General features: G+C 69.4%; 18 protein-coding genes. 13 read left to right on the top strand and 5 right to left on the bottom strand.

Features of this window, described 5'->3' with window-relative positions; all coding sequences use genetic code 11:
• Positions 1 to 215 precede the first annotated feature (215 nt).
• Positions 216 to 1,052: an IclR family transcriptional regulator gene (locus tag ACWD4J_RS11625; RefSeq protein WP_451395147.1), complete on the top strand. Its 837-nt coding sequence runs from the start codon at positions 216 to 218 to the stop codon at positions 1,050 to 1,052.
• A gap of 149 nt (positions 1,053 to 1,201) precedes the next feature.
• On the opposite strand, the gene pntB is transcribed toward ACWD4J_RS11625, so the two are convergent.
• The 3 genes from pntB to ACWD4J_RS11610 all read right to left on the bottom strand — a co-directional run bounded on the left by pntB (position 1,202) and on the right by ACWD4J_RS11610 (position 5,292).
• Positions 1,202 to 2,623 (bottom strand): Re/Si-specific NAD(P)(+) transhydrogenase subunit beta, encoded by a 1,422-nt coding sequence (pntB, locus tag ACWD4J_RS11620; RefSeq protein WP_451395146.1) that lies wholly within the window; start codon positions 2,621 to 2,623, stop codon positions 1,202 to 1,204.
• A 1-nt stretch (position 2,624) separates the two neighbouring features.
• Positions 2,625 to 4,160 (bottom strand): Re/Si-specific NAD(P)(+) transhydrogenase subunit alpha, encoded by a 1,536-nt coding sequence (locus tag ACWD4J_RS11615; RefSeq protein WP_451395145.1) that lies wholly within the window; start codon positions 4,158 to 4,160, stop codon positions 2,625 to 2,627.
• Between the two features lie 145 nt (positions 4,161 to 4,305).
• Positions 4,306 to 5,292, bottom strand: a complete 987-nt coding sequence (locus ACWD4J_RS11610; RefSeq protein WP_451395144.1) for a cyclase family protein — start codon at positions 5,290 to 5,292, stop codon at positions 4,306 to 4,308.
• A 461-nt stretch (positions 5,293 to 5,753) separates the two neighbouring features.
• Here ACWD4J_RS11610 and ACWD4J_RS11605 point away from each other — a divergent pair, with 461 nt between their 5' ends.
• The 5 genes from ACWD4J_RS11605 to ACWD4J_RS11585 are packed head-to-tail and all read left to right on the top strand — an operon-like array spanning position 5,754 to position 10,039.
• Positions 5,754 to 7,043, top strand: coding sequence for a cytochrome P450 (locus ACWD4J_RS11605; RefSeq protein ID WP_451395143.1), 1,290 nt, complete (start codon positions 5,754 to 5,756; stop codon positions 7,041 to 7,043).
• On the top strand, positions 7,043 to 7,264 hold the full coding sequence (locus ACWD4J_RS11600; protein WP_451395142.1) for a ferredoxin: 222 nt from the start codon (positions 7,043 to 7,045) through the stop codon (positions 7,262 to 7,264). The genes ACWD4J_RS11605 and ACWD4J_RS11600 overlap by 1 nt, the downstream gene beginning before the upstream one ends.
• Positions 7,261 to 7,650 (top strand): Zn-ribbon domain-containing OB-fold protein, encoded by a 390-nt coding sequence (locus tag ACWD4J_RS11595; RefSeq protein ID WP_451395141.1) that lies wholly within the window; start codon positions 7,261 to 7,263, stop codon positions 7,648 to 7,650. The genes ACWD4J_RS11600 and ACWD4J_RS11595 overlap by 4 nt, the downstream gene beginning before the upstream one ends.
• 14 nt (positions 7,651 to 7,664) lie before the next feature.
• A complete protein-coding gene (locus ACWD4J_RS11590) occupies positions 7,665 to 8,813 on the top strand; it encodes a thiolase family protein (protein ID WP_451395140.1) in 1,149 nt (382 codons plus the stop codon).
• Positions 8,810 to 10,039 (top strand): CaiB/BaiF CoA transferase family protein, encoded by a 1,230-nt coding sequence (locus tag ACWD4J_RS11585; RefSeq protein WP_451395139.1) that lies wholly within the window; start codon positions 8,810 to 8,812, stop codon positions 10,037 to 10,039. Before ACWD4J_RS11590 ends, ACWD4J_RS11585 begins: the two co-directional genes overlap by 4 nt.
• 751 nt (positions 10,040 to 10,790) lie before the next feature.
• Here ACWD4J_RS11585 and ACWD4J_RS11580 read toward each other — a convergent pair.
• Positions 10,791 to 12,251, bottom strand: a complete 1,461-nt coding sequence (locus ACWD4J_RS11580; protein WP_451395138.1) for an MFS transporter — start codon at positions 12,249 to 12,251, stop codon at positions 10,791 to 10,793.
• A gap of 328 nt (positions 12,252 to 12,579) precedes the next feature.
• Between ACWD4J_RS11580 and ACWD4J_RS11575 the strand changes: the two genes are divergently transcribed.
• The 4 genes from ACWD4J_RS11575 (at position 12,580) to ACWD4J_RS11560 (ending at position 16,499) form a co-directional block, all read left to right on the top strand.
• On the top strand, positions 12,580 to 14,106 hold the full coding sequence (locus tag ACWD4J_RS11575) for an aldehyde dehydrogenase (RefSeq protein WP_451395137.1): 1,527 nt from the start codon (positions 12,580 to 12,582) through the stop codon (positions 14,104 to 14,106).
• A gap of 91 nt (positions 14,107 to 14,197) precedes the next feature.
• A complete protein-coding gene (locus ACWD4J_RS11570) occupies positions 14,198 to 15,055 on the top strand; it encodes a mycofactocin-coupled SDR family oxidoreductase (protein WP_451395136.1) in 858 nt (285 codons plus the stop codon).
• A gap of 227 nt (positions 15,056 to 15,282) precedes the next feature.
• Complete coding sequence (locus tag ACWD4J_RS11565) at positions 15,283 to 16,323, top strand: LLM class F420-dependent oxidoreductase (RefSeq protein WP_451395135.1); 1,041 nt, start codon at positions 15,283 to 15,285, stop codon at positions 16,321 to 16,323.
• Positions 16,323 to 16,499: a hypothetical protein gene (locus ACWD4J_RS11560; RefSeq protein ID WP_451395134.1), complete on the top strand. Its 177-nt coding sequence runs from the start codon at positions 16,323 to 16,325 to the stop codon at positions 16,497 to 16,499. The genes ACWD4J_RS11565 and ACWD4J_RS11560 overlap by 1 nt, the downstream gene beginning before the upstream one ends.
• A 388-nt stretch (positions 16,500 to 16,887) precedes the next feature.
• On the opposite strand, the gene ACWD4J_RS11555 is transcribed toward ACWD4J_RS11560, so the two are convergent.
• The gene (locus ACWD4J_RS11555; RefSeq protein WP_451395133.1) at positions 16,888 to 18,087 is read right to left on the bottom strand and encodes an acyl-CoA dehydrogenase family protein; all 1,200 of its coding nucleotides are present in this window, start codon (positions 18,085 to 18,087) and stop codon (positions 16,888 to 16,890) included.
• Positions 18,088 to 18,266: 179 nt separating this feature from the next.
• Here ACWD4J_RS11555 and ACWD4J_RS11550 point away from each other — a divergent pair, with 179 nt between their 5' ends.
• The 3 genes from ACWD4J_RS11550 to ACWD4J_RS11540 all read left to right on the top strand — a co-directional run bounded on the left by ACWD4J_RS11550 (position 18,267) and on the right by ACWD4J_RS11540 (position 21,783).
• Positions 18,267 to 19,352 (top strand): acyl-CoA dehydrogenase family protein, encoded by a 1,086-nt coding sequence (locus ACWD4J_RS11550; protein WP_451395132.1) that lies wholly within the window; start codon positions 18,267 to 18,269, stop codon positions 19,350 to 19,352.
• Positions 19,353 to 19,378: 26 nt separating this feature from the next.
• Positions 19,379 to 20,149, top strand: a complete 771-nt coding sequence (locus tag ACWD4J_RS11545) for an SDR family NAD(P)-dependent oxidoreductase (protein ID WP_451395131.1) — start codon at positions 19,379 to 19,381, stop codon at positions 20,147 to 20,149.
• 128 nt (positions 20,150 to 20,277) lie between these two features.
• A complete protein-coding gene (locus ACWD4J_RS11540) occupies positions 20,278 to 21,783 on the top strand; it encodes a FadR/GntR family transcriptional regulator (RefSeq protein ID WP_451395130.1) in 1,506 nt (501 codons plus the stop codon).
• Positions 21,784 to 21,794 lie beyond the last annotated feature (11 nt).

Raw genomic sequence — 21,794 nt, 5'->3', positions numbered from 1 at the left:
GCCACTCGGGCGTCCGGGCACGTGAGAACCACTCTGTGGGGCAAGAGGCCTCCCCTGCCTTCGAGCGGGGGAGGCCTCTTGCGTTGCTGCCCCTGCGCAGGGCGACAATCGACCATCGGCAATCAGCCAGCAAGAAGCGACAAGCCTGATAGTGTTCTCTTTAAAGGAATCATGATTCTGCTATGCGGGACTCGGCGGTACAGAAGGAGCAGGGAGTGGCGACGCAGAACACGACGCAGGGCACGGTGGCCGCAACTGAGCGCCAGCGCCACCCACTCGCGCGTGGCATCGAGATCCTCACCTTGATGATCGACGGTGGTGAGAAGGCCTACGGGGTGCGGGAGATCGGCAACCGACTGGGCGTCAGTGCGAGTACCGCTCACCGGCTCCTGGGCGACCTGGAGGAGCTGGGCATGGTCGGCCGCACGCCGGCGGGAAACTACCGGCTCGGGATGGAGTTTCTGCGCCTGGCCTGGACCGCGAACGCCCGCTTCCCCCTGCGCGAGGCCACCCTCGACATCCTGTCCGACCTGGCGCAGGGCAGCGGCGAGTCATCCTTCTTCGCCGTCGTCAACGAGCAGCGCCGCCAGATGATGTTCGCCATGTCGGTGGAGTCCCCACACCCCTTGCGGTACACGGTCCCGCAAGGTGTCTGGCTTCCGCTCCACGCGGGCGCGAGCGGTCTCGCCATTCTCGCCTTCCTCCCTCCCGAGATTCAGCACGAGATCACGCACGGCAAGCTGGACGCTCTCACGGACCGCACATGGATCGACCCCGATCGGCTGGCAGAGCGTCTGGCCGGCATCCGGCGTGACGGGTACGCCATCTCCCATGGGGAGCGCATCGACGGAGCGATCGCCATCGCGGCGCCGGTTCTCGGACCGTCGAACGTCGTGATCGGCGACGTGGGCATCACCATCCCCGAGACCCGGTTCAACGCCGCCTCGACCCAGGAGCTCACCGCGCTCGTACTGAAGTCCGCGGAGGCGTTGACGAGCCGGTTCACGGGGAACCGGCCCGGGGCGCCCGAGGCGGATGCCGACCACGCCTGAGAGTTTGTGGTGGACACGTGGTGCCACCACCGCCTCTCGCCGGACGCACGAGCGCCCCACTGGTGACGACGCGTCGTCACCAGTGGGGCGCTCGTGCGTCCGGCCCCTCACAGGCCCGGTGTGCCGTCAACCGTGCACGGCCTCGCCGCTCAGGCCGGCACCCGCTGCAGTGCCTGCACGATGTCGTCGACCTTGGTCTTGGCGTCGCCGAAGAGCATCTGGGTGTTGTCCCGGAAGAAGAGCGGATTCTGGACTCCGGCGTAGCCGACGGCCATCGACCGCTTGAAGACGACGACGTTCTTCGCCTCCCACACCCGCAGCACCGGCATGCCGGCGATCGGGCTGCTCGGGTCCTCCGCGGCGGCCGGGTTGACGGTGTCGTTGGCACCGATGACCAGAACGACGTCGGTCTCGGCCAGGTCGTCGTTGATCTCGTCCATCTCGAGAGCGATGTCGTAGGGCACCTTCGCCTCGGCGAGAAGCACGTTCATGTGGCCCGGGAGCCGGCCTGCGACCGGGTGGATGCCGAAGCGGACGTCGACGCCCTTCTCGCGCAGGATGCGTGTGAGCTCGGCGACCGGGTACTGCGCCTGCGCGACCGCCATGCCGTAGCCCGGTGTGATGACGACGCTGGAGGCACTGTCCAGCAGCGAGGCGGTCTCCTCCGCCGTGATCTCGCGGTGCTCGCCGTGGTCGACCACGCCCGACGGGCCGGCCTCGATACCGAAGCCACCGGCGATCACCGAGAGGAAGGAGCGGTTCATCGCCTTGCACATGATGTACGACAGGTACGCACCGCTGGAGCCGACGAGTGCGCCCGTGACGATCAGCAGGTCGTTGTCGAGCAGGAAGCCCGAGGCCGCGGCCGCCCAGCCGGAGTAGCTGTTGAGCATCGAGACCACGACCGGCATGTCGCCGCCGCCGATGGAGGCGACCAGATGCCAGCCGAAGAGCAGCGCGATCGCGGTGACCACGACGATCGGCCACGCGGCCGGGTCGGCCACGAAGTACACCGTCAGGGCGGCGAAGGCGAGCAGGGCCAGCAGGTTGAGCAGGTTCTTGCCCGGCAGCACGAGCGGGGCCGCCTTGATCTTCGCGCTCAGCTTGAGGTAGGCGACGATCGAGCCGGTGAAGGTGACCGCGCCGATGAAGATCCCGATCAGGACCTCGGCGTGGTGGATGCGCAGCAGGGAACCTGAGAAGGTCTCCAGACCTCCGCGCTCGACCTCGAGGTACGACGCCCAGCCGACGAGGACCGCGGCGAGGCCGACGAAGGAGTGCAGCAGCGCGATGAGTTCCGGCATCCCGGTCATCTGCACGACGCGGGCCCGCCACAGGCCGATGGCCGCTCCGATGACCACGGCGGCCACGAGGATCAGCACGGCGCTGCCGCGCGCGGTCGAGTCGTGGAGGGAGAGGCCGATGGTGGCGGCCAGGGCGATGGCCATGCCGACCACGCCGTAGGTCAGGCCCTGCTTGGCCGTCGTGTTCTTGGAGAGGCCGGCGAGGCTGAGGACGAACAGGAGGGCCGCGATCAGGTAGGCGGCGGTCGCGATCGAGTCGACGGACACGTCAGGCACCCTTCGAGAACATGTTGAGCATGCGCCGGGTGACGGCGAAGCCGCCGAAGATGTTGATGGCTGCGAGCAAGGTGGCGATCCCGGCCAGGATCTGGATCGCGCGGTGGTCGATGCCGATCTGGATGAGTGCGCCGACGACGATGACGCCGGAGATCGCGTTGGTGACCGACATCAGCGGCGTGTGCAGCGCGTGGGCCACCTTGCCGATCACGTAGTAGCCGATCACGACCGCCAGCGAGAGCACGGTGAAGTGCTGCGGGATCGGGGCCGGGGCGAAGGTGTTGATCAGGAAGAAAACGGCCATGCCGGCGAGGACGAGGGTCAGCTTCGCGCCGGCGGAGAGGGACTTCTTCTCCTCCTTCGGCGCTGCCTCGACCGTGGGAGCCGCGGCAGGAGCCACCGAAACCTGTACGGGTGGCGGCGGCCACAGCTTCTCGCCGTCGCGTACGACGGTGATGCCGCGCTGCACCTCGTCGTCCAGGTCGAGGACGAGTTGGCCGTCCTTGCCCGGGGTCAGCAGCTTCATGAGGTTGACCAGGTTGGTTCCGTACAACTGACTGGCCTGGGTGGGGAGTCGGCCGGCGAGGTCGGTGTAGCCGAGGATCGTGACGCCGCCCGCCGTGACGACCTTCTCACCGGCGACGCTCCCCTCGACATTGCCGCCCATGCCCGCCGCCATGTCGACGATGACACTGCCCGGCTTCATCGACGCCACGTCGGCGGCAGTGATCAGCCGGGGCGCCGGGCGGCCCTGGACCAGCGCGGTGGTGATGATGATGTCGACGTCGGCGGCCTGCTCCGAATAGAGCTTGGCCGCAGCCTCGTTGTAGAGGTCGGACGTGGCCTTCGCGTAGCCGTCCGAGGACTGCTGCGCCTCCTCCGCGACCACGACGGGGAGGTACTCGCCGCCCAGCGACTTCACCTGGTCTGCGACCTCCGGGCGCGGGTCGGTGGCCCGCACGATCGCTCCCAGCGACGACGCGGCGCCGATCGCGGCCAGGCCCGCGACGCCGGCGCCGGCGACGAGCACCTTGGCCGGCGGCACCTTGCCCGCGGCCGTCACCTGGCCGGTGAAGAACCGGGTGAACTCATGGGCGGCCTCGACGACAGCGCGGTAGCCGGCGATGTTGGCCATCGAGGAGAGGACGTCGAGTGACTGCGCACGGCTGATGCGCGGCACCGCGTCCATCGCCAGCACCGTGATCTTACGGGTGGCGAGCACGTCGACCAGTTCGGGGTTGACGGCCGGTGCCAGCGTCGAGACGAAAGTGGCACCGTCCTTCGGTGTGCCGACCTCGTCGGGCGAAGGGCCGTTGACGCGCAGGACGACGTCGGCACCCCACGCCTCGTCGGCAGAGCCGGTCCGGGCCCCGGCCTCGACGTAGGCCGCGTCGCTGAACGAGGAGAGCTCACCGGCTCCGGCCTCGATCACGACCTCGTATCCGAGGCCCATCAGTTGTCTGACCGTCGCGGGGGTCGCGGCGACCCGTGTCTCCCCGGCCGGCTCGCGGGGCACTCCGATGAGCATCGTCAACTCCTTCAGCATGGATGGTGCCGCGCCGGTGCGCGGCAGGCATGGCGAAGGTCTGGTGCCGGTCCGCTCTACCGGACCGGCGCCAGACCTGTTCATGGATCAAGGGTCACGCGTGAGTAAGTAAAGGATCAGGACAAGATCAGTACAAGAGGAGCGGGTTGATGAGGACGCCCGTCGACCGGTGGATCGCCGTCGGCGCGGCGACGAGCAGACCCGTCGATGTGCCGGCCGCCTTCAGCTCGGCGACGGCAGGACCGAGCAGGCAGTTGTCGACGAGGCAGAGTCCGATCGCGTAGATGAGGTTGTGTACCTCCAGCGAGCCGCCCGGATTGTCACGCGCGTCATGGAAGTCCCAGAGCACGAGGCCGGGGTTCTTCGCGGCGATCCACTTCGCACCGTCCTCGCCGATACCGGGGCGGCGGACGGCCGCGGCCCCACTCGGGTACACGTTCCCCGCGGCCTCGTAGCGGTCGCGGCCCTGGTAGATGATGAGCGCGTCGCCGGATTCGAGGGTGACGCCGGTCGCGGCAAGGGCCGCGTCGAGTTCCGCGGCCGTGACCGGCTCCTCGGCGGTGATCCAGTCGACGCCGCGTGCCGCCGCGACGTCGAGCAGCACACCGCGGGTGGCGATGCCGTGCTGCGCCCAGTTCACCATGGTGTCTTCGTCGGTCTGGGACGCCGAGGCGGGGATCGGGCCGTGCCAGCTGCTGTCCGCGCCGATGTGCGCGAGCCCGTCGAGGTGGGTGTTGTGGACACCGTGCGCGTCGTACTTGATGACGTCGCCGCCGTGCGCGTGGCGACCGTAGATGCCGATCTGCACCTCGAGTTCGACGCTGCCGTGGCCGTCGCGGAGCTCTGACACGCCCAGTTTCTGCCAGTCGCGCTTCTCGGCCTCGGCCACCGCGCGGCCGTCGGCGAGGCGGCCGGGCCGGGTCTCCACCTCGCGCTCGAGCGAAGCGGCCCTGCCGAGCTTGACCTGGGCGACGCCGCGCAGGCGGGCGGCCTCGTCGATGAGCGCCACCGAACCGCGGCACTGCTCCCCTTCGACGTGACGCTCCTTCTCATGGGCGTCGGCGATCTCGCGCAGCCACGGGGCAAGCGGATCCGGACCGAGGTCGTCAGTCATCTTTGACTCCGTTCTTCTCTCAAGGATTCGTACCCGGGCCTTGTGAGGCCGGCGGCTTGCCCGGGTCCTCACCACCGCCCCGCTCGTGCGGGCGACGGCTTCCGTCTTAGGGTGGCGTCGCGCGTGTCATGAGAGTTGCCGTGTCGCTCGATACGCATCCACCGAATATTGCGTCCCGCACAACAGAACATGGTGACGCTACAACGCAATAGTTCGAATTCTGCTCGCACCCGAATGAGCTGTCAATGGACGACCACGAGAGCCGCACGCTTATTTCTTCATGCGAGCTTAGTTCTTGACACGATAACCACGCACCGCCATCCTGTGTATGCCGCACAACAGTACGTTCGTTCGGTTCAATGGAACGGTGTGGACCGCGCCGGCACGGCCGGTCCCGGAGAGCGATGACGCCTCCGGCTCGCGGAGCCGGACCAGGGCGCACCGCGATGAGAGGGGCGCGGATGAGTACCGCGGAGATGGACCCGACAGAGATCGACTACTTCACCGACGCCGAGGTGGCGGCGGACCCCGTGCCGTACTTCGACCACATGCTCGCCAACCACCCTGTGTGGCGCGAGCCGAAGTACGGGGTCGTCATCGTCACCGGCTACGAGGAGGCGCTGCAGGTCTACCACCAGCCCGACGTCTACTCCTCGATCAACAGGACGGGCGGGCCCGTCCTCGACCTGCCCGTCGAGCTGGTCGGCGACGATCTGACGGAGATCCTGGAGCAGTACCGCGAGTACTTCCCCACGAACGACCAGTTGGTGACGTTCGATCCGCCCCTGCACACGGACCACCGCGCGCTCCTGATGGGTCTCATCACCCCGAAGCGGCTCAAGCAGAACGAGGAGTTCCTCCAGCGCACCGCCGACCACTTCCTGGACGAACTGCTGCCCAAGGGCGAATGCGACTTCATCTGGGACTACGCCAAGCGCTACGCGGTGCTCGCCGTGGCGGACCTCCTCGGGGTTCCCGAGGCCGACCACCCGATGCTGATCGAGCTGCTGGCCACCGAGGCCCCGATGCTCGGCAATCTCCAGCTTCAGGCCGCTCATCACAACAGCCTCGAGCGGCTCTACGACTACTTCATCGAGAAGATCGAGGAGCGGCGGGCGAACCCGAGCGAGGACATCCTCACCGGGATGGCGCTCGCGACGTTCCCCGACGGCACCCTCCCCGAGCCGATCCACGTCGCCCGCATCGCCTCGAACCTCTTCGCCGCCGGACTGGAGACGACCGTCCAGCTGCTCGGCATCTCGCTCGCGCGCCTCGCCGAGGACCAGGACCTGCAGGGCCTGCTGCGCCGGGAGACCGCGCTCATCCCCAAGTTCATCGAGGAAGTACTGCGCATCGAGGCGCCGATCAAGGGGTCGTTCCGGCTCACGAAGGTCGCGACCACGATCGGCGGTCTGGATCTCGCCCCCGGCACCGTGGTGCTGCTGCTGCACGGTGCTGCCGGACGCGACGCGCGGATCTTCGACAACCCCGCCGACTTCGACGTCCAGCGCCCCAACGCACGCCAGCACCTCGCCTTCGGCCGCGGCATCCACACCTGCCCCGGAGCTCCGCTGGCCCGCGCGGAAGCGGTGTACTCGCTCCAGCGGCTCCTGGAGCGTACGGAGAGCATCACCCTCTCCGAGGAGCATCACGGGCCGGCCGGCGATCGCCGTTGGAACCTCATGGAGAGCTACAAGTTCCGCGGGCACACCCACCTGAACCTGGAGTACAGCGAGCGGAAGGCCGACTGATGGCTGACGAGATCACGGTCGATCGCGACCGTTGCATGGGGTCGGGGCAGTGCACCTTCTACGCGCCTAACACCTTCGACCTCGACGACCTGAGCATCGCGTTCGTCATCGATCCGCACGGCGACAGTGACGACAAGGTCGACATGGCGATCAACGTGTGCCCGACCCGATCCATCGCCCGCGCCGCCGCCGCGGCGGCAGACAACGGAGGAGTGCAATGACCGTCGAGACCGAGGCACCGGTGTCCGTGCCGATCGCCGATCTGGAGAGCGACAGCCTGCTGGGCACCTTCCCCGAAGGCGAACGTCTCGTCGGATCGCGGTGCGACCGGTGCGGCCAGACGATGATCGGCGCGCGGGTGGTCTGCAGCTCCTGCGTGGGCCGCGGGATCTCCCGGGTCCCCCTCCCCACGACCGGGGTTCTTTACTCCTTCACCCGGCTCCACGTCGGAGGAAAGGACGTGCGCCCCCTCGGCTACGTCGACCTCGACGGCGTCCGGACACTGGCCGACCTGCGCGAGAGCTCCACACCGCTCCAGCCGGACATGCGCGTCGAACTCGCTGTCGACGGCGGCCACTGGTTCTTCGTGCCGGTCGCCGGCGCCTGACAAGAGGACATCTCATGAGTGACAACGTGTTCGTCGTCTCCGCGGCGATGATTCCGTTCGCCAAGCACCGGAGCTCGTCCTACGTAGGTCTCGCGGTGCCACCGCTGATCGACGCGCTCCAGGGCGCGGGCATCCAGAAGTCCGACGTCGACGCCGTCTACGTCGGCCACTCCTACGGCGGCATGATGACCGGCCAGCGGATCACCAAGGAGATCGGCCTGGGCACGATCCCGACCGTGAACGTCGACAACGCCTGCTCCAGCGGCGCCACCGCCGTGCACGAGGCGTGGACGGCGATCTCCCAGGGCCTCATCGACGTCGCCGTCGTCATCGGGGTGGAGAAGCTCACCCAGTTCGGTGGCGGAACGCTGCCGCTGTCCCCCGAGGACCGCGAGGTCAAGCAGGGCATCGTCATGCCCGCCGTCTACGCGATGCGCGCGACGCGCTACCTGTACGAGACCGAGGCCACCGCCGAGGACCTGGCACGGGTCAGCGTGAAGGCCCGCAAGCACGGCGCGCTGAACCCCTTCGCGCAGTTCCGCGAGGAGGTCACGGTGGAGCAGGTCCTCGCGGCACGCCCCGTCGCCGACCCCCTCACCCTGCTGATGTGCTGCCCGACCGGCGACGGAGCGGCGGTCGTCGTCCTCGCCTCCGAACGCGCCCGCCAGCGCCTCGGCACGCCGCGCGGTATGCGCGTCGCCGCCTCGGTCCTGCACTCGGGCCAGGTCGAGGAGGGGTTCCGCGACATGACCAAGCCGGAGATCACCTACGACTCCGCACGGGACGCGTACGCCCAGGCCGGCATAGGTCCCGAGGACCTCGACATGATCGAGCTCCACGACGCGTTCTCGATCGCGGAGCTCGTCTACTACGAGGCGTTCGGCCTGACGGAGAAGCAGAGTGCGGTGGCGCTCCTGCGTGACGGCAGGACGACCTTCGGCGGCGACGTCGTGGTGAACCCCAGTGGCGGTCTCCTCGCCAAGGGGCACCCGGTCGGTGCGAGCGGCGTAGCCCAGATCGCCGAAGCCTTCTGGCAGCTGACCGGGCAGGCCGGGTCCCGGCAGATCGAAGACGCCCGCACGGCGCTGACGCACGTCACCGGCGGCGGTACCGCCGGCCTGGACCACGGCGCGTGCACCATCCACATTTTCGAGGCGGCATGACGACCACCGAACGCCCGCCCCTGGAGGGCCTGCGCGTCATCGATCTGACGACCTTCCTGTCCGGGCCCTCGGCCACCCAGCTCCTCGGTGACCTCGGCGCGGACATCATCAAGGTCGAAGCGCTCGGCGGCGATTCGAGCCGGGCCATCGTCGGCCCGACGGTCGGCGGTGACAGCGCCTACTACCTGGCCAACAACCGGAACAAGCGCAGTATCGCGATCGACCTGAAGTCGCCGCGCGGGCTCGACATAGTGCAGCGCCTGATCGACGGTGCCGACGTCGTCATCGAGAACTTCCGGCCGGGCGTCACCACACGGCTCGGTATCGATCCGCACGACGTGGTCGCGCGCCGGCCCGCGCTCGTGTGGGCGTCGATCAGCGGGTTCGGACAGAACGGGCCGCTGCGCGACCGGCCGGCGTACGACATGGTGGTCCAGGCGCTCAGCGGTGTCATGAGCCTGACCGGACATCCCGGGGCCCCGGCCGCACGGCTCGGGATTCCGGCCGGTGACGTCGTGGCGGGGCTGTACGCCGTGATCGGGATCCTGGCCGCTTTGGAGGCACGCCGCGAGACGGGGCGGGGCCGGATCGTCGACGTCTCGATGCTGCACGGCCAGCTCGCCATGCTCTCGTACCAGGCGCTGTACACCAACCTCAAGGGTGAGGCTCCGGGGCCCCAGGGTGCGGCCCACGACTCCATCGCGACATACCGCTCCTTCAGGGGCGGGGACGGCCGCGAGCTCGTGGTCACGGCCAACACGCCGCGTATGTGGGAGGGCCTGTGCCGGGTCCTCGGTGTCGACGAGTTGATCAGCGACGAGCGCTTCCTCGACGCCGCGCGTCGGCTGAGCAACAAGGAGGAGCTGTGGGCGATCCTGGAGGAGCGGTTCGCACAGCGGCCGGCCGCTGAGTGGGTCGACCTGCTCTCCGCCGCGTCCGTCCCCGCCGCCCCGGTGAAGAACGTCCTCGAAGCGCTCGCGGACGCACGGGCCGCCGCCGACGGGAGTCTCGTCGTGGTGCGCAACGACGAAGCGGCCTTCGAGAACGTCGCGACCCCGATCCGCTTCGGCGACACCGCGGAGGTCGAACCCGCCTACCCGCCGGCGCTCGGCGGGAACACTGTCGACATCCTGGTCGACGAACTGGGCGTCCCGGCCTCGGAGGTCGACTCGCTGATCGCTGATGGCGTCGTCGCCGCGAGCGCACTCGGAGATCCGGTCAGGTAGGTGCGGTGCCTGGCCCCCACGGCGACCAGGGAGGGCACTCCTCCTACGGTGACGCCGTGGCTGTCGGCCTCGGGAGTAGATCAGCTCAGCTCAGCAAGAACACACCACGCACGTGGGACCGGCCGGACGATGAACCTCCTCATCGCCCGGCCGGTCTGTTTCCGTGTCAGGCGGGTGACGCGAGCGGTGTCTGTCCGCGGGCTGCCTGTGGACTGTCGGCGGGCCGGTTCCAGCGTCACGGACAGGACCGCACCACCCGCCCCGGAGCTGAAGACGTCACCTGCATACCCGTCGGTCGGGCACGGCTGTGTCCGACCGACGGGTATCGGCGTCCGCTCCACGGTCTGCCCCCGGCCCGGGGGACTCTCCCTCACGGGAAGGCCAGGGCGAGGTCACAGGACACACCCCCTCCCGGACACCAACTCCCCATACAGAGAGGAAAGTTGGCCGTCCGCGTCCACGTCCACAGGCTTCAGGCTTCAGCGGCGCGGACCCTGCCGTGTCGGCCGTCACGGATCGGCCCCGTGCTCACCACGCACCTGATTCTCGCCCCATGAAGAGACCACACTGCCGGCCCGGACACCGGCACGCCGTCGGTCCCCGCCTCGCGACCTGCGTGTCGTCCAGGTGCCCCTGCAGACCACGGCGTAGGCGGCTTGGCCGGGTACGACGAGATCGAGGTCCCCCGGCGGCCGGGGGACCTCGATCTCGTATCCGGGAGGCCTCACCTCACGGTCGGGTGCGCACCACCTCAGACGGCGTGCGGAACCGCAGCGGCAGCCTGCGGCAGGGCGTCGGTCGACCTGATCGATGCCCTCCGGATGAACCAGGCGGCCACGAGGCCCACCGCGGCAGCGACAGCGACCATGATGAACAGCTGGTTGTACCCGGCGCGCGTGCTGAACGACGTACCGGGGACGAGGTGGTGGGACAGCAGCACCGTGCCGATGGACGTGCCGACGGCCGAGAACGCGGTCTGCGTGACCATGTAGACACCGGAAGCCTCACTCGTGTTGGGTCCCGGGACCCCTTCGACGATCAGATTCGGGAGCGAGCTGAGCAGGAAGCCCGTCGCACCGGTCAGAACGATCTGCGAGACCATGAAGCCGATGACGCTGTCCAACAGCAGCGCCGACAGCAGGGCCGCCGCGATGCTCAAGACCGTGCCGACGATGAGGGCGTTGCACGAACGGCCGTTGCGGGAGACCCTGCCGCTGAGCGGGGCAAGCAGGAACCCGATGAGACCGATCCCGAAAGATAGGTCGCCGGCGGTTCCCGCGCTCAGGCCGAGGCCGACCGGAGCCGCCTTTGGCATCTGCCAGATCAGCTGACCGACGAAGCCCGAGACTCCCATCGTGCCGAAGGAGACGAACGCAGTTGCCACAAGCGTCAGACCGAGCTTGCGGTTGAGGAAGAACCGGATGTTGATGAGCGGCTCGTCGACGCGGAGCTCCCAGCCGATCCACAGAGCCAGGACCGCGAGGCCGCCCACGAGGAAACCGATGGTCTTGCCGCTCGACCAGCCCCACGTGCTGCTCTCATGGACCCCGTACAGGGCGAGGCCGATGCCGGGCGCGAACAGGATGCCGCCGAACCAGTCGACGCTCCCCAGCCGCGCCTTGGCGGTCGGGCGGGGCAGGAGCAAGGCGCCGACAGCGCTGACGGCCGCTACGACCGCGGCTACCACGAAGACGTAGTGCCAGCCCCAGGCGTCGACGATGTTGCCGGCGATGATGTTGCCGGCCGCGCCGCCCCACATAGCGGCACCAGCGACGGTGGCCACGGCCACCGGCAGGTTCTTCTTCGGAACGCTCTCGCGGAGGATGCCGACGCACAGCGGAACCAGACCGCCCGCGAGTCCCTGGATCGACCGCCCGGCGATGAGCCCGCCCAGGCTGTCCGCGACGAGGCTGACGACCGAGCCGATGATCGATGCGAGCAGCACGACAATGAGTACGTTGCGGCGGCCGAAGGCGTCGCCGAGCCGACCGCTGATGGCCGCAGAGGCGGCACCGACGAGCAGGAAGCCGGTGAGGACCCAGCCGGCGTCGCTCGGGGTGGTCTTGAACTGCTCGATGATCTCCGGCAGGGCCGTATACATCATCGTCGCTTCGAAGGAGCTCACAATCGCGGCGAAGATCAGGATCACGACGATGAGAGCGATGGGACGCTGAGGCCGTGAATCGGCTTCCAGTTCGGTGGTGGATGACATCGTGGCTGCTTTCGTCTGGCATCCGGGCGTCGCCGAAGTCCGGCCGCGGGATGCACGTGGATGGGGCTTTCCGTCGTAGACGTCGGCTGCCTACCGGTGCCCAGATGTTTCGTTGTATAGAACGCATGCTCCATACAACGCGAGAGTGTGATGTGCCCCATAAGCGCTGTCAAGGAGTCGGACCAGTCCAGTTTTAAGCCTTCATGCTTGACAAGCAGGAAAGGGCAGCCTGATGCTGAGCACGCCTGTAAGGCAACGTCCGTTCTTTTGGACGAAACGCACGTGTTTCCCACGGGAGCCGACCGTGGGGCCGGAAACGGAGGGCTTGATGTCCAGCCACGTCAGCAGCGATCGGGCAGGGGGAGCACCCGGATCCGCCGAGCGCGACCTTCCCGTACCGCTCCGTCATCCGGACCGCCTCTATATCGACGGCCGATGGGTGTCACCGGCGCACTCCTCGGCTTTCGATATCGTCGACCCCGCGACGGAGGAGCTCTACTACCGCGCCGCCGAGGCCGGCGCGGCCGACATGTCCCAGGCCGTCGACGCCGCTCGTCGCGCCTTCGACCGGACGGACTGGCCGTTGCTCGCCCCGGCCGATCGGGCCGAGTGGCTGCGCAGGATCGCCGACGGGCTGCGCCTCCGGGCGGGCGACGCGAGCCGGCTGTGGACCCGCCAGGTGGGTGTCCTCTATTCCATGTCGGCCGCCTCGATTGAGCGCGTAGGAGCCCACTACGACTACTACGCGGACCTCGCCGCGGACTTCCCCTTCGAGGTGCGCCACGACACGATGCAGGGTGCCTTCGGCGCGGTGGTCCGTGAGCCGATCGGTGTCGTGGCGGCGATCGTCGCCTGGAACACACCGATGTCGCTGCTGGCCTACAAGGTGGCGCCCGCGCTGCTCGCGGGGTGCACGGTGGTCGTCAAGGCGCCGCCGGAGGCTCCTGGCGAGGCCTACATCCTCGCCGAGATAGCCGAAGAGATCGGTCTGCCGGCGGGCGTACTGAACGTCGTCGCCGCCGACCGTGAGGTCTCCGAGCAGCTCGTACGCGATCCGCGGGTGGACAAGGTCGCCTTCACCGGCTCCAGCGCCGTGGGACGGCGCATCGCCAGTATCTGCGGTGAGCGCATGGCCCGCTACACCCTCGAACTGGGCGGGAAGTCGCCCGCGGTGATCCTCGACGACTACGACATCGAGACGGCGGCCAGGACACTGGCCGAAGCGGAGTGCACCCTCAACGGACAGGTCTGCTCGTCCCTGACCCGCATCATCGTCAGCCGTCACCGCCATGACGAATTCACCGAGGCGCTGGGCACGTTCTTCGGCGAGGTCCGCATCGGCGACCCGTTCGACCCCGCCGCGCAGCTCGGGCCGCTCGCCATGGAGCGCCAGCGGGACCGTGTGGAGAGCTACATCGCGAAGGGCGTGGCCGAAGGCGCGAGGCTCGTCACCGGCGGTGGCCGCCCTGACGGATTCGCCGCCGGCTTCTACGTCGAGCCGACTGTCTTCGCCGGCGTGGACAACCAGTCGACGATCGCCCAGGAAGAGATCTTCGGCCCCGTGCTCAGCGTCATCCCCGCCGACAACGAGGAGCACGCGGTCGAACTCGCCAACGAGACGGTCTTCGGACTCAACGCGACGGTCTTCACCAACGACGTCGACCGTGCTCACCACGTCGCCCGGCGCATTCGCGCGGGCACGGTCGGGCACAACGGGTACCGGACCGACCCCCGGATGGGTTTCGGCGGGTTCAAGCAGTCGGGTGTCGGCCGTGAAGGCGGATCCGACGGCCTGCTGCCGTACCTGGAGGCGAAGACCGTGATTCTGAACGGCACGCCGACGGGCCGGGCCTGACGCAGGCGGCGTCGCACCACTTCACGCGGCACCACGTCACGCTGTGCCGCTACCACAGCAATTGTTCACATTGACGATCCAGGAGTGACTCATGCCGGGACGAGTCGAGGGCAAGGTCGCCTTCATCACCGGAGCAGCCCGAGGTCAGGGCCGCCGCCACGCCGTTCGCTTGGCCGAAGAAGGGGCGGACATCATCGCCGCCGACCTTCTGGAAGACATCGAGACAGCCCCGTATCCGCTGGCCGACAAGGCGGACCTCGACGAGACGGTCCGCCAGGTCGAAGCCCTCGGCCGGCGCATCATCGCCAAACAGGCGGACGTACGCGAGCTGCGGCAGCTGCAAGCGGTCGTGAACCAGGGGGTGGAGGAACTCGGCGGGCTCGACATCGTCGTAGCCCAGGCGGGGATCCTCACCATGGGTTCGGACACCCCGCAGGCCTTCATCGACGTCGTCCAGGTCAACCTCGTCGGAGTGATCAACGCCGTCACCGCCGCCGCGCCGCACCTTCAGAGCGGAGCATCCGTGATCCTCACCGGTTCGACCGCGGCGCTGCTGGCCGGCTCCGTCGACATCACGGGTGCGGGCGGGCTCGGTTACGCCCATTCCAAGCGGCACGTCGCCCGGCTCGGGCACGACCTCGCGCGCGTCTACGCAGGTCAGCAGATCCGCGTCAACGTCATCCACCCGACGAACGTCGAGACCAGGATGATGGACAACGAGTTCATGTACCACGCGTTCCGGCCCGACCTCGAGAACCCGACGCGTGAGGAGATGATTCCGTCGCTGGCTTCCAAGTCGCCGATGAACATGCCGTGGCTGTCGCCCGACGACGTCGCCGAGGCGGTGCTCTACTTCGCCTCCGACGCATCGAGGTGGGTCACCGGTCAGCAGCTGAAGCTGGACGGCGGGCAGCTGCTTCCCATCGGGAACGCGGGTGTGCCCGCCTGATCCCACAACGCCGAGAGGCGGCAGCGCCTGTGCGTTGAGGTCGTGGCCGGCAAGCCGCCAGGCGGCTTGCCGGCCGTGAACCGCCCTCGTACGCCTCGGCCGCCACAAAGCACGAGAGCCCAATAGAGTGCACGATACTTATCCCAGCCGCACCATCTCGCGGCTCTTATGAGTGATTTCACTAAATTCAGTACACCTAAATCGCCTGGCGGCTGTATCGTTCGGTCATGAGGATCGGAATGACCTTGAGCTACAGCGGCGGTTTCCGGGACACGGTGGCCGGGCTCGGCGACTACGAGAAGGCCGGGCTCGACATCGTGTTCGTCCCCGAGGCCTACTCCTTCGACGCCATCAGCCAACTCGGCTTCATCGCCGCGTGCACGGAGCGCCTGGAGATCGCCTCCGGCATCCTGCAGATCTACACCCGCACCCCCTCCCTCACTGCGATGACGGCCGCCGGACTCGACCACGTGTCCGATGGCCGGTTCACGCTCGGCATCGGCGCGTCCGGGCCGCAGGTGATCGAGGGGTTCCACGGGCAGCCGTACACCGCTCCCCTGGCCCGCACCCGCGAGATCGTCGAGATCTGCCGTTCGGTCTGGCGCCGGGAGCCGGTGGTGCACGAGGGACGCCACTACCGCATACCGCTCCCCGCCGACCAGGGCACCGGGCTCGGCAAGCCGCTCAAACTCATCAACCATCCGGTACGTGAGCGCATCCCGATCATGCTCGCCGCCATCGGCCCGAAGAACGTGGCACTGGCCGCCGAGGTCGCCGAGGGCTGGATGCCGATGTTCTTCCACCCGGAGAAAGCGGCCACGGTGTGGGGTCCCGCGCTGGCCGAAGGGTCGGCCCGGCGCGATGCCGTCCTCGGGCCACTGGACGTCGTGGTCTCGGCGCCGCTGGCCATCGGTGACGACGTCGACGACCTGATCGATCTGGCCCGCCCTCAACTCGCCCTCTACATAGGAGGGATGGGAGCCCGCGGCCGCAACTTCTACAACGACCTCGCGCGCCGCTACGGCTACGAGTCCGAGGCCGACACCATCCAGGACCTGTACCTGTCCGGGCGCAAGGAGGAGGCCGCGGCCGCGGTCCCGGAAGACCTGCTGCGGGCGACCTCGCTCATCGGCGCTGCCTCCCATGTCGCCGAGCGCGTCGAGGCGTTCCGCGCCGCGGGGGTCGGCACGCTCCGCGTCGCACCCGTGGCACGCACCCACGAGCGACGGCTCGCCGACATGGAACGCCTCAAGTCCTGGGCCCTGTAGTGCCTTTCGTCGACGAAGGGCTGGTGCTGGAGCCCGACGGGCGGCCGGGAGGCGCGGTGCGCCGCGTGGTGGTCGACGACTGGTACCAGGTGCCCGCGAGCGAGATCGCCGCGGCCGCCGCCCGCGCCGCGGACTCCCTGTCCCTCGCGACCCGGCCGCCACCGCGGCGGCTGTAACCGCCGCTCGACGCGCTCACGTTCACCCTCGTAGGCCCTCCACGTCGGTGACGAGGCACGGCAGTTGGTGCCCAGTTGGTGCCTGTACCGGACCCCTGGAAGGAGTACGCCGCGCCGGCCGACGCCGTCGCACGACGTCCGCGAGCCGCCGTGGCTCTGGGGCAGGTGCTGCACGGGGCCCCGCCGGCGGGCATCCTCCCGGGTCTCGCCGCGGAGACGGCCACCTACTCGATGCTGCTGGGCGGGGCGGAGTTCGCGGCAGCCGGCCGCCCGGCCCGCCGCCGATCGTCCATTCGTACGCCTGCGGCGCGCGGGCGCAGAGTTCTCGCTACCGATCACGCAACCCGGGACCGCAGCGCACGAGCTCCGCCCCTGACGGGAGGGACGCTCAGCGCGGCTCGCGGGGCAGCCCGAGTCCCCGCTCCGCGATCTGGGTGCGCAGCACCTCGTTGGCACCGCCGGCGATCGTGTACGCGCGGGCGTAGAGGTACGCGTCGGCCCACCAACCGTCCGCCACCGCACCCGGGTCGCCCTCGGTGAGCAGACCGTCCGCACCCTGCAGCCGCATGCCGAAGTCGACCAGGTCGTGGTTGAGTTCACTGAAGAAGATCTTGCCGATCGGGGCGTCGGCGGGCTGCTCGGTGCCGTGCAGCATCCGGGACTGCGCGAGGGCGACGAGCGCGGCGTTGACGTGCACCCGCGTCGCCAGCTCACCGATCGTCTGCCGCGTGGCGGAGTCGTCGAGGGCGCTGCCCGCACCGACGGGGGTGCGCTCCGCGAGGGCCGCCAGGTCGTCCAGCGTGGCGAGCAGTTCGGTGCCGCGCGCGGCGACGCCCGAGCGCTCGTGCCCGAGACTGCTCATCGCCACCCGCCACCCGGCGTGGACCTCCCCGATGACGTTGGCGGCGGGGATGCGGACGCCGTCGAGGAAGACCTCGTTGAAGTCGGTGGTGCCGGTGATCTCACGCAGCGGCCGGACCTCGACGCCCGGGCTGCGCATGTCGAGGGCGAAGGCCGTGATGCCCCGGTGCCGGGGGGCATCGGGGTCGGTGCGCGCCAGCAGGTACCCCATGTCGGCGTGCTGGCCGTTGGTGGTCCACACCTTCTGCCCATCGACCACGTACACCGCGTCGTCGCCGTCCCCCTCGCGCCGGGCCCGGGTCGAAAGGGCCGCGAGGTCACTGCCCGCGCCCGGCTCACTGAACAGCTGGCACCACACGTCCGCACAGCTACGGATACGAGGCAGGAAGCGGTCCCGCTGCGCTTCGGTGCCGAACTCGATCAGCGCGGCCGAGGCGAGCGCCGCGGCGCCGACCGGCGGCCAGGTGCGGGCGCGGGCGATCTCCTCGGCCACGATGAACGGTTCCAGGGGATGCGCGTCCGGACGTCCTCCGTACTGAGCGGGCCAGTCGATGCCGAGGTAGCCCGCCTCGTACAGCGTGGCGGTCCAGGCCCGGATCGCCGGCATGAGCTCGGGCTCGGGTGCGCGGACACCCGTGTGCGCCTTGATCCCGGGGGCGTGTTCGGCGATGAATGCCCGGACCTTGAGACGGAACGCCTCCAGCTCCGGAGTGATCTCAAGCCGCATGGTTCTCCTCGCATCTGAGGTACAGGGTCGCACCCATGATGAGGTCACTCTAAGGCAGTCATCAACCGATTCAGCCTCAGGATTCACCAAGCAAGGCTCGACCTGAAGCCTAAAAGAGGATACTTTCCTTCTGCTGCGTCGACCCCGACGCGATGGACCCTCGACCCGGGTGGTGATGCGTGGACTTCGAACTCAGCGATGAACAGGCGATGCTCCGTGCGGCGTCCCGCGACCTCTTGCGCGACCACGCCCCGGCCGACCCCGCCCTGTGGCGACTCGCGGCCGGGCTCGGGTGGCCGGGGCTCGCCGTGCCGGAGGAGTACGGCGGCACCGGGCAAGGCATCGTCGAACTCGCCGTGGTGGCCGAGGAGTTGGGCCGCGCCGTCGGACGCGTACCGTTCCTGCCCACCGTGCTGGTCGCCCGCGCTCTGGCACGCGGCGGCTCGCCGCGGCTGCGGGAGGAGGTGCTGCCCGCCCTGGCCGAGGGCACGGAGTGGGCGTCGTGGGCCTTCGCGGAGCCCCGTTCGCCCTGGACACTCGCCGGGGTCGGGGCCACCGCCCGCACCGACGGCGACACCGCGGTGCTCGACGGCGTGAAAGCTACGGTGCAGGACGCGGCAGGGGCCCGGTGGCTCCTGGTGACCGCACGGCACGACGGCGTCCCCGCCTCGTTCCTCGTCGACCGCGACGCGCCCGGAGTCACCATCCGACGCCAGCACGTTCTCGATCTGACCCGGGCGTTGCACGAGGTGCGGTTCGACGGCGTCCGGGTCCCGCTCGACCGGCGCCTCGACGGCGGCCCCACCGCGGTGCAGCGACTGCTCGACGACGCGTCGGTGCTGGTCTCGGCCGACGCCCTGGGCGTGATGGACCACCTGCTCGACATGACCGTCGCGTACATGAAGGTGCGGGTGCAGTTCGGGCAGCCGCTCGGCTCGTTCCAGGCGGTCAAGCACAAGTGCGCCTCGATGGCGATGCTGGTCCACGGGACACGGGCGGCCACCGCGTACGCGGCGATGGCGGCCGACGCCGAAACACCGGACGCCGCCCGCGCCGCGTGCGCCGCGGCGTCGTACGCGAGTGCCGCAGCCGGTGAAGTGGCCGGTGAGGCGCTGCAGTTGCACGGCGGGATCGGCTTCACCTGGGAGCACGATCTGCACCTCTACCTGCGCCGGGCGAAGGCCGATGCCGTGCTGTACGGCGACGCGGCCGTCCATCGCGACCGGCTCAGCGCGCTGATCCGGCCCCAGGCCGTACCCACATAGGACCGCGCGAAGGGAAACGAACGCCAGTGGAGATCAAGGGGAAGAAGGCCGTCGTATTCGGCGGGGCGTCCGGCATGGGCCGGGCCAGCGCCGAACTGCTGGCGGCCCGCGGCGCCGAGGTGGCCGTCCTGGACCGCCCGGAGTCGGCCGGCGCCGAGGTCGCGGCCGCTTGCGGCGGCGCGTTCCATCCGGTCGACGTGACGGACTTCGAGGGCACCGAGCGGGCCCTGGCCGACGCCGTCACACAGCTCGGCGGACTACATGTGGCCGTCACCACCGCGGGCGGCGGAGTTGCCCGGCGCACCCTCGGCAAACAGGGCCCGCACGACCTGGAGACGTTCCGCCGGGTCCTCGACCTCAACGCGGTGGCCACCTTCAACATCAGCCGCCTCGCCGCCGCACACATGAGCCGCAACGCCCCCGAGGACCCCGACGTCACCGGCGAGCGCGGCGTGATCGTCAACACGGCGTCCATCGCCGCGTTCGAGGGCCAGATCGGGCAGGTCGCCTACGGTGCCGCGAAGGCGGCCATCGCCGGGATGTGCCTGACGATGGCCCGCGATCTGGGCTCCCTGGGCATCCGCGTCATGGCGATCGCGCCGAGTCTGTTCGAGACCGGTGCCGTACGGAAGATCCCGGACGAGGTGAAGTCCACGCTCGTGAAGGACGCCGCGTTCCCGAAGCGCCTGGGCCGTCCCGAGGAGTACGCCAAGCTGGTGCTCGCCATCGTCGACAACCCGATGCTCAACGGCCAGTGCCTGCGCCTTGACGCAGGGCAACGCTTCGCACCGAAGTGACCGGGGAAGGTAACGGATTCAGTGACCCCAACCAGGCCGGTGAGTACGCCTATACGCCCGGGATTCCGCTGTTGCCGGCCCAGCTCATTATGCTGAGGACACGCAACGTCACTCGAGGAGTTGACCCCATGGCGACCGCCGCCGACCACCAAGCCACCGACCTCGCCTGGCGGGCTGGTTCCGCCGACGGCGAGACCGGTTCCCCCGTCGGCAAGCTGGCCGCGCAGATCGCACGTCGTATCGAGGCGGACGTCATGCAGCGCGGCTGGCCCGTGGGCGAGTCCCTCGGCTCCGAGCAGGACCTGCGCGAGCACTACGGGGTCAGCCGCTCCGTGCTGCGCGAGGCGGTGCGTCTGGTGGAGCACCACCAGGTGGCCCGGATGCGGCGGGGGCCGGGGGGCGGACTGATCGTGTGCGCGCCCGATGCGGGCCCGGCCACGCGCTCCATCGTGATCTACCTGGAGTACATCGGGACGAGCGTCACCGATCTGCTGCACGCGCGCCAGCTCCTCGAACCGATCGCCGCGGGGCTTGCCACGCAGCGCCTCACCGAGGAGGGCATCGACACGCTCCGCGCCACCCTCGACGACGAGCTCGCCCAGCCGGACGAGCCGGGCGAGGGGGCTCTCGATCCCCTGCACCCCGTGCTCGGCCGCCTGTCGGGCAACCCGGTGCTCCAGCTCTACATCGACGTACTCACCCGCCTGACCGCGCGCTACGCGCACACCTCACGGCGGATCGCCAAGGCCGAGGTCCAGTCCGCCGCGACCACCTCGCGCGAGGCGCACCGGACCATCGTCGAAGCGGTGATCTCCGGCGACGGGGCGCGCGCCCAGACGCTGCTCACCTCGCACCTGGAGTGGGTTGCCGCCTGGATCGAGAAGCACCGGGTGCGCCGCGCGCGGATCACGGGCACCGTGATCGAGCCGGAGATGGCCGAGGGACCGCGGGCCAAGCTGGCCGAGGTGGTCGCCTCGTGGATCCATGACGACATCGCCGCGCGGGGCTGGCAGGTCGGTTCGGTGCTCGGCTCCGAAGCCGACCTCCTCGCCCGTTACCAGATCAGCCGGGCCGCGCTGCGCGAGGCGGTGCGGCTCCTGGAGTACCACTCGGTGGCCCGGATGCGGCGCGGTCCCGGCGGCGGCCTGATCGTCACCGAACCCGAGCCACAGGCCAGCATCGACACGATGGCGCTCTTCCTGGAGTACCAGGGCGCGACCGCCGACGATCTGCGGATCGTCCGTGACGCCCTGGAGCTCGGCGCGGTCGCGCGGGTGACCGCGCGGCACGCCGAGGGCGGCGAGACCGCCGAAAACATGGCCGAGCGGCTTGCCGCGGCCGTCCGCTGGCCGGCGGAGGGCCCCGCGGACGACCCGCGCAAGGCGGACCTCTTCCACTCCGAACTCGCCGCTCTGGCGGGCAATCCCGTCCTGTCGTTGTTCCTCGACATCATCACGGAGCTGTTCCGCCGGCACGCCGCGGGCCAGAACCAGCCGCTGCCCGGGGACAAGGCGGCCGACGAGGTCACCCACGTGCACCAGCGGATCCTCGACGCGGTGCTGGCAGGGGACTCCGGTGTCGCCCGGCACCGGATGCGGCGTCACCTGGACGCGCTCATCCCCTGGTGGCACTGACGTCAGGGCGA

Source organism: Streptomyces sp. NPDC002577 (assembly GCF_053594815.1).
This window is presented reverse-complemented; position numbering and strand designations above follow the sequence as displayed.

Bases quoted from the DNA above. Each gene is read 5' to 3' on its own strand.
- ACWD4J_RS11615 (WP_451395145.1), bottom strand. From the start codon at position 4,160: ATGCTCATCGGAGTGCCCCGCGAGCCGGCCGGGGAGACACGGGTCGCC.
- ACWD4J_RS11610 (WP_451395144.1), bottom strand. From the start codon at position 5,292: ATGACTGACGACCTCGGTCCGGATCCGCTTGCCCCGTGGCTGCGCGAG.
- ACWD4J_RS11605 (WP_451395143.1), top strand. From the start codon at position 5,754: ATGAGTACCGCGGAGATGGACCCGACAGAGATCGACTACTTCACCGAC.
- ACWD4J_RS11600 (WP_451395142.1), top strand. From the start codon at position 7,043: ATGGCTGACGAGATCACGGTCGATCGCGACCGTTGCATGGGGTCGGGG.
- ACWD4J_RS11595 (WP_451395141.1), top strand. From the start codon at position 7,261: ATGACCGTCGAGACCGAGGCACCGGTGTCCGTGCCGATCGCCGATCTG.
- ACWD4J_RS11590 (WP_451395140.1), top strand. From the start codon at position 7,665: ATGAGTGACAACGTGTTCGTCGTCTCCGCGGCGATGATTCCGTTCGCC.
- ACWD4J_RS11585 (WP_451395139.1), top strand. From the start codon at position 8,810: ATGACGACCACCGAACGCCCGCCCCTGGAGGGCCTGCGCGTCATCGAT.
- ACWD4J_RS11580 (WP_451395138.1), bottom strand. From the start codon at position 12,251: ATGTCATCCACCACCGAACTGGAAGCCGATTCACGGCCTCAGCGTCCC.
- ACWD4J_RS11575 (WP_451395137.1), top strand. From the start codon at position 12,580: ATGTCCAGCCACGTCAGCAGCGATCGGGCAGGGGGAGCACCCGGATCC.
- ACWD4J_RS11570 (WP_451395136.1), top strand. From the start codon at position 14,198: ATGCCGGGACGAGTCGAGGGCAAGGTCGCCTTCATCACCGGAGCAGCC.
- ACWD4J_RS11565 (WP_451395135.1), top strand. From the start codon at position 15,283: ATGAGGATCGGAATGACCTTGAGCTACAGCGGCGGTTTCCGGGACACG.
- ACWD4J_RS11555 (WP_451395133.1), bottom strand. From the start codon at position 18,087: ATGCGGCTTGAGATCACTCCGGAGCTGGAGGCGTTCCGTCTCAAGGTC.
- ACWD4J_RS11540 (WP_451395130.1), top strand. From the start codon at position 20,278: ATGGCGACCGCCGCCGACCACCAAGCCACCGACCTCGCCTGGCGGGCT.